This is a genomic window from Pediococcus damnosus, from assembly GCF_001437255.1.
In the GTDB taxonomy this organism is placed as follows: Bacteria; Bacillota; Bacilli; order Lactobacillales; family Lactobacillaceae; genus Pediococcus; species Pediococcus damnosus.
This window is the reverse complement of sequence record NZ_JQBD01000113.1, coordinates 1-4647: the sequence shown is the minus strand read 5'-3', so window position 1 is coordinate 4647 and position 4647 is coordinate 1. Positions and strand designations below refer to the sequence as shown.

Sequence of the window (4647 nt, the reverse complement as noted above, 5' to 3'; positions counted from 1 at the left end):
AACGAAAGACGGGGATTAGTAAACGCACGCAGCAGCGACGGTTTAAGTTAATTGAGAAACCAAGTGATACTTCTAAAATCTAAGACAGGTAAAGTTCTCCATAATTGTTAGACAAGAAATCTAACAGTTATGGAGCACTTTATGAATACTTAATGACATGAAATAAACACTGTATGAGTTTGGACACTAAAAAGTTCTTCGACTTACTCGGTTGAATTTGTTTTAAAAACCCTAGGCGATTTGAATGCCAGCCTCTAAGGTGTTATCCAATTTATAGATTCGTTCAACATCAATGACCACTACGCCAGCGCGTGGGAAACGGTCAAAAATGTTAGTTTTATCTAAAATATGATTAGCAAAATCATCTGTTTCATGAATATGAGCCGTTCCCTCAAAGCGAAATCCCTGTTGAGCGCCTCTATCAGCAACCGCAACCGCTGCCAAATGGTTGCTCGAGAGATTATCATAGGCTTGCCTGAAGGTATGCTCAAAGTAGATTAAATGTGAGTCATCTAAGACATGTAGTGAGCCCTTGGGACCAACTTGAGGTTTGCCATCTATTCCTGTTGTTGCTAGGAAAGGGAGCTGACTCTTTAACATATTCTTCATTTCTTCTGTAAGATTTACCATTTAATTTTCTCCGATCAACACGACATTACGCTTTCCAACTACTTTTAGTAAGTATATTGCCGATATTCTGTTTTGTCAATATCCTATTTTGTCAATCCTATGTCCCCAGATGAACACCGCAGACTAGGATCGCTGAAAGGTTAACAAGATCCTTTTGCTTGTTAGATTAGTTAGGCAAACGTGTTTATATCCTTGGTCATACTCAGGATAGATGGGCATTGTGAGTGCAACAGGACTTAGTTGCTTGTATGCTAGGCAATGTTGGCCTTGATACAGAGGATCACACTGTTTCTGATCTGGATGATAACCTCGTTTTCCCATTTCACGACGCTGTCCCAATAATTGTTGTCCTGGGAGTTTGTCGAATTAAGTCTTGATGCCACAAACACACGCTACGGCTTCTTTTCTTGCAAACTGATCTTAGTATTTAGGGCAGTTGCATGATTACGGAATTGAACCATTTTATAATGAATCGGCTTTTCTATAAGTCTATAGAAAGTGCAGGTAATGGCATTTTCTCCAGATCGGATTGTCTAATCAATTTAATTGATTTTTTTGGTGTGTTTGATTATATTGCTTTTGCAAAGGTACAATATACCTTTTCTCTGCTGCCTTGCGAGCAGCGATGGCATCCTCCATATGAACATATACATGATTTAGGACAAGATGGCCTTGAAAGTACAGCCTTGCGACCCACTTTTGAGCAGTTTTATCCCAACTAACTCCGATAACGCCAGATTTGTTATTGGACCGTTTAAGTGTAGAAGCAACTAAATTTGTTCGATTGATTAGTTGAAAATTCTTGGGATTGCCCATGTATTTTTTAGTCTGGTTATTAGCTTTTATGTTTGATCTGCTTATTTCTGATCGCAAACACCCGCAACTGCGAGTGAATCCTTTTTGAAGTCGTTGACTGTCAACAATACATTTATTTCCACATTGACATTGACAGAGCCAAAGCGCGTTTCCATTAGAACTGCTTCCAAAAAAACTAATGACTGTGAATCATCCAAACGTTTGATTGGCCAAATCGATACGCTTTTGCATACTAATCCCCCCGTTTGATAAGAAGGTACTTAAAGAGTTGCTTTCAATTGATCTAATCGCCATTGGCACCATGAAATAAAGGCTAATTCGTCAATCTTTGGAATGCCATAGGTTCTAGCATACGTTAACTTTTGAGTGGTAAGTAGTTGATCATAGGGTTTGCTAATAATACCAACCACAAGGATATTGACATTTTTGTCAATCCCGTTGACAGGTTTTGCTCCTAGAATAGTTGCTAACTGTTGTGCCTGGAAACGACGAAAAGATCGCAAACGGCCTGTAAAGAGAATTCGTTTGCCCCTTAAATCTATCATGATGTTTACCTCTCACTAGGGGGAACATTTGCTAGATCTTCTGCCTGATACTTTTCGATGCGATATAAGGTTACTGGTGCAATACCTAACATGCGGGCAATTTGTCGCTTGGTCAGAGTTTCATCTCCGTCTTTCTTCCTATTTAAAAGGCGACAGGCTTCTTTATATATATAGCGTTTTTGACGATTAGGTGAATGAGGACCATATTCGCGAATTTTTCCTTTATATTTGCCCTGGCGTCTGGCAATTTCTATGCCTTGTTGTTGCCGTATCTTAATAGTTTCGCGCTCTTCTTGAGCAATATACTTATATAGTTCGACAATAATTGTCGTAATCAAGTTACGAAGGTTAGGATCTTCAATACTTGCAAAGCTAGGCAGGTTTAGAACATTCAATTGAGCTCCATGATGCCGAATGGTTTCGATGATGTCAGTCAAATCATGAGAATTGCGACCAAGTCGATCAAGACTCAATACCACTACTTCATCATCATCACGAATATAGTCTAACATTGCTTTTAGTTGAGGACGATCGGCATTTTTACCTGAAAGCTTCTCTTGAAAGATTTTATTAACACCGGCATCATGTAGCTGTTCAATTTGACGTGCAAGATTTTGATCACGCGTACTAACACGCGCATAACCGATTTTAGCCAATTCCAGGTCACCTCCGGGTCACTTATATGTAACTAATAATACTCCCTTCTCTCTTTAGTTACAATAGGGTAGGCCCAAATGATATACAATGGATATAAATAGTGGGAACAAAATCTNCTTTTTGATAACAAAAAAAGGCATCTAAGCCTCCCTAGTGCTATGCTTTAAGCGACGAAACTCAAGATAAGCGGGGTAGGAATAGATGTCTCAACTAGATAATACACTTAAATTACTGGGAATTACAGACACAAACATTCAGGTGTTCGGTACTCGTGAGGAATTTCATGGTCGGGGAACGGCTGAAGCTCAATACTTTCTATCATGGACACAAGCAACGCTCCTAAGCAAAGCCTGTATGTACTGATTTCAGAAAAGCCCTCTATTCCGCATAATAGAGGACTTTTTTGTGTGCATTCTGCTTAATTTAAACGGACAAGTATACATCTAAAAGGTGAACGTGTCGTCTGAGAGCACGTGATTATTTACTTTTTACTTTGTTAGCATCGCCGGTTTCCAAAGTCTGTATTTGAGTCGTAAGCGTATTTTGTTCAGACTTAGTTAACGATTCAAAAAAAGTTTTTTGTAATTGGGATAATCCGTTTTGTTGAGTTGAGCTATACCCTAAAATTACCATAGCTTTCATAAAGTTTTTTAGATGATTATCAATTCTGAGCGTAGTATCAAAAGTAACACCATCTATTTGTTTAGACTTCGTTTTGTTTGATTCGTTTAGAGAAGATATGGAAATTTCTTTTTGGGGCTGGGGCGCCGATTTTCTAGGAATTATTTTGCTTTTATTTGAGTTAGGATTGTGTAAAAGTTCCACCATGCTAGTCCGCCCTTTCAATAATTTCTTGTGCCACAGAATCGTATAATCTAATTATTTTTTTATCGAACTGATCTTTTAGAAATACACCTCTGATTGAATATCTTTTGATTCTTTCCATATTACGAATTAGGGTTTTTAACATGTTTTCTTTCCCAAATTCTTCTTCTGCTACTTCTAATGTGCTGTGATCAACAGGCGCCCCATTCTTTAATAGCACAGGAAGTATACCGAGTAAATTCAAACTAGGTGCTTCGTATTCATCGATTACCTGTTCCTGTATATATTTTAGAAACGATTCGGCACCCTGAAGACTGTGCTCTTGAGTTTGAAGGATAATCAGAACCCAATCTGAAGCGTATAAGGCGCTATCAGAAATTAAGGAAATAGTCGGTGGCAAATCAAATACCACAAAATCATATTTTTCTTTTAGTGAAGCAAGTAGCTTGCTAAAATATGTAACTCTATCTTTATAATTATTTTTAAACTTTTTTTCCATAATCCGTGGGTACAATGAAAAATCTGCGCTTGATGGAATAAAGTCAATGTTTTTATCCAAAGTAACCAACGATCTTGATAAGTCCTCTTCTTGGATTGATGCAAGCAAGGTTTGATTAAATTTAATATCATCGTGGCCTAAATTAGCCGCGGTTTTAAAGTAAATATCTGTAGCGTTTGCTTGAGGATCGAAATCAATTAATAGCGTTTTTTTACCAGCACGAGCTAGTGCCAGGCATGCAAGCGTGGCATTTGTTGTTTTACCGGTGCCACCTTTAAAATTTCCAAAAGTAATTACTTCACCCATTATACTGACCTCCAATTAAGTATCCTAATATACAAGGATACTTGGATACAAGGATGATAACATACAAAGATACAAAGATACAAGGATACAAGGATACATTTCTTCTCAAAAGCCGTTAAATTAAGATTGACTGCAAGTATCCTAATATACTTAGATACAAGGATACAAGGATACTTAGATACAAGGATATTAATATACAAGGATACAAGGATACAAGGATACATAAAAAGAAATGTTGATTTATCACCAAACAACGAGTAATATTGGTTACATAAAATAGAACATAAAAAAACACCCACCGACGGGAATCGGTGAGCGCCACATAAAAGTCATCACTGTTTACTGACTATTATATCATGGCCGGTGCGA

7 protein-coding genes are annotated in these 4647 nt (G+C 37.6%); 1 reads left to right on the top strand and 6 read right to left on the bottom strand.

All coding sequences use genetic code 11. The annotated features are described in order from the left end of the window. Window positions 1-231: 231 nt before the first annotated feature. The 4 genes from IV84_RS09625 to IV84_RS09610 form a co-directional block, all read right to left on the bottom strand. The gene (locus tag IV84_RS09625) at window positions 232-630 is read right to left on the bottom strand and encodes a pyridoxamine 5'-phosphate oxidase family protein (RefSeq protein WP_003597456.1); all 399 of its coding nucleotides are present in this window, start codon (window positions 628-630) and stop codon (window positions 232-234) included. A gap of 537 nt (window positions 631-1167) precedes the next feature. Then, window positions 1168-1626, bottom strand: a complete 459-nt coding sequence (locus tag IV84_RS09620) for an alcohol dehydrogenase (RefSeq protein ID WP_367366110.1) — start codon at window positions 1624-1626, stop codon at window positions 1168-1170. A gap of 80 nt (window positions 1627-1706) precedes the next feature. Continuing rightward, a complete protein-coding gene (locus IV84_RS09615) occupies window positions 1707-1991 on the bottom strand; it encodes a BRCT domain-containing protein (RefSeq protein WP_056986575.1) in 285 nt (94 codons plus the stop codon). Between the two features lie 5 nt (window positions 1992-1996). Beyond that, a complete protein-coding gene (locus IV84_RS09610; RefSeq protein WP_056986571.1) occupies window positions 1997-2647 on the bottom strand; it encodes a recombinase family protein in 651 nt (216 codons plus the stop codon). 202 nt (window positions 2648-2849) lie between these two features. Here IV84_RS09610 and IV84_RS10790 point away from each other — a divergent pair, with 202 nt between their 5' ends. Next, complete coding sequence (locus tag IV84_RS10790; protein WP_080945591.1) at window positions 2850-3011, top strand: transposase; 162 nt, start codon at window positions 2850-2852, stop codon at window positions 3009-3011. A 114-nt stretch (window positions 3012-3125) separates the two neighbouring features. Here the strand turns inward: IV84_RS10790 and IV84_RS09605 are convergent, their stop codons facing one another. Then, complete coding sequence (locus tag IV84_RS09605; RefSeq protein WP_056986569.1) at window positions 3126-3476, bottom strand: DUF5388 domain-containing protein; 351 nt, start codon at window positions 3474-3476, stop codon at window positions 3126-3128. A 1-nt stretch (window position 3477) separates the two neighbouring features. Further along, on the bottom strand, window positions 3478-4278 hold the full coding sequence (locus tag IV84_RS09600) for a ParA family protein (RefSeq protein WP_015639692.1): 801 nt from the start codon (window positions 4276-4278) through the stop codon (window positions 3478-3480). Window positions 4279-4647 lie beyond the last annotated feature (369 nt).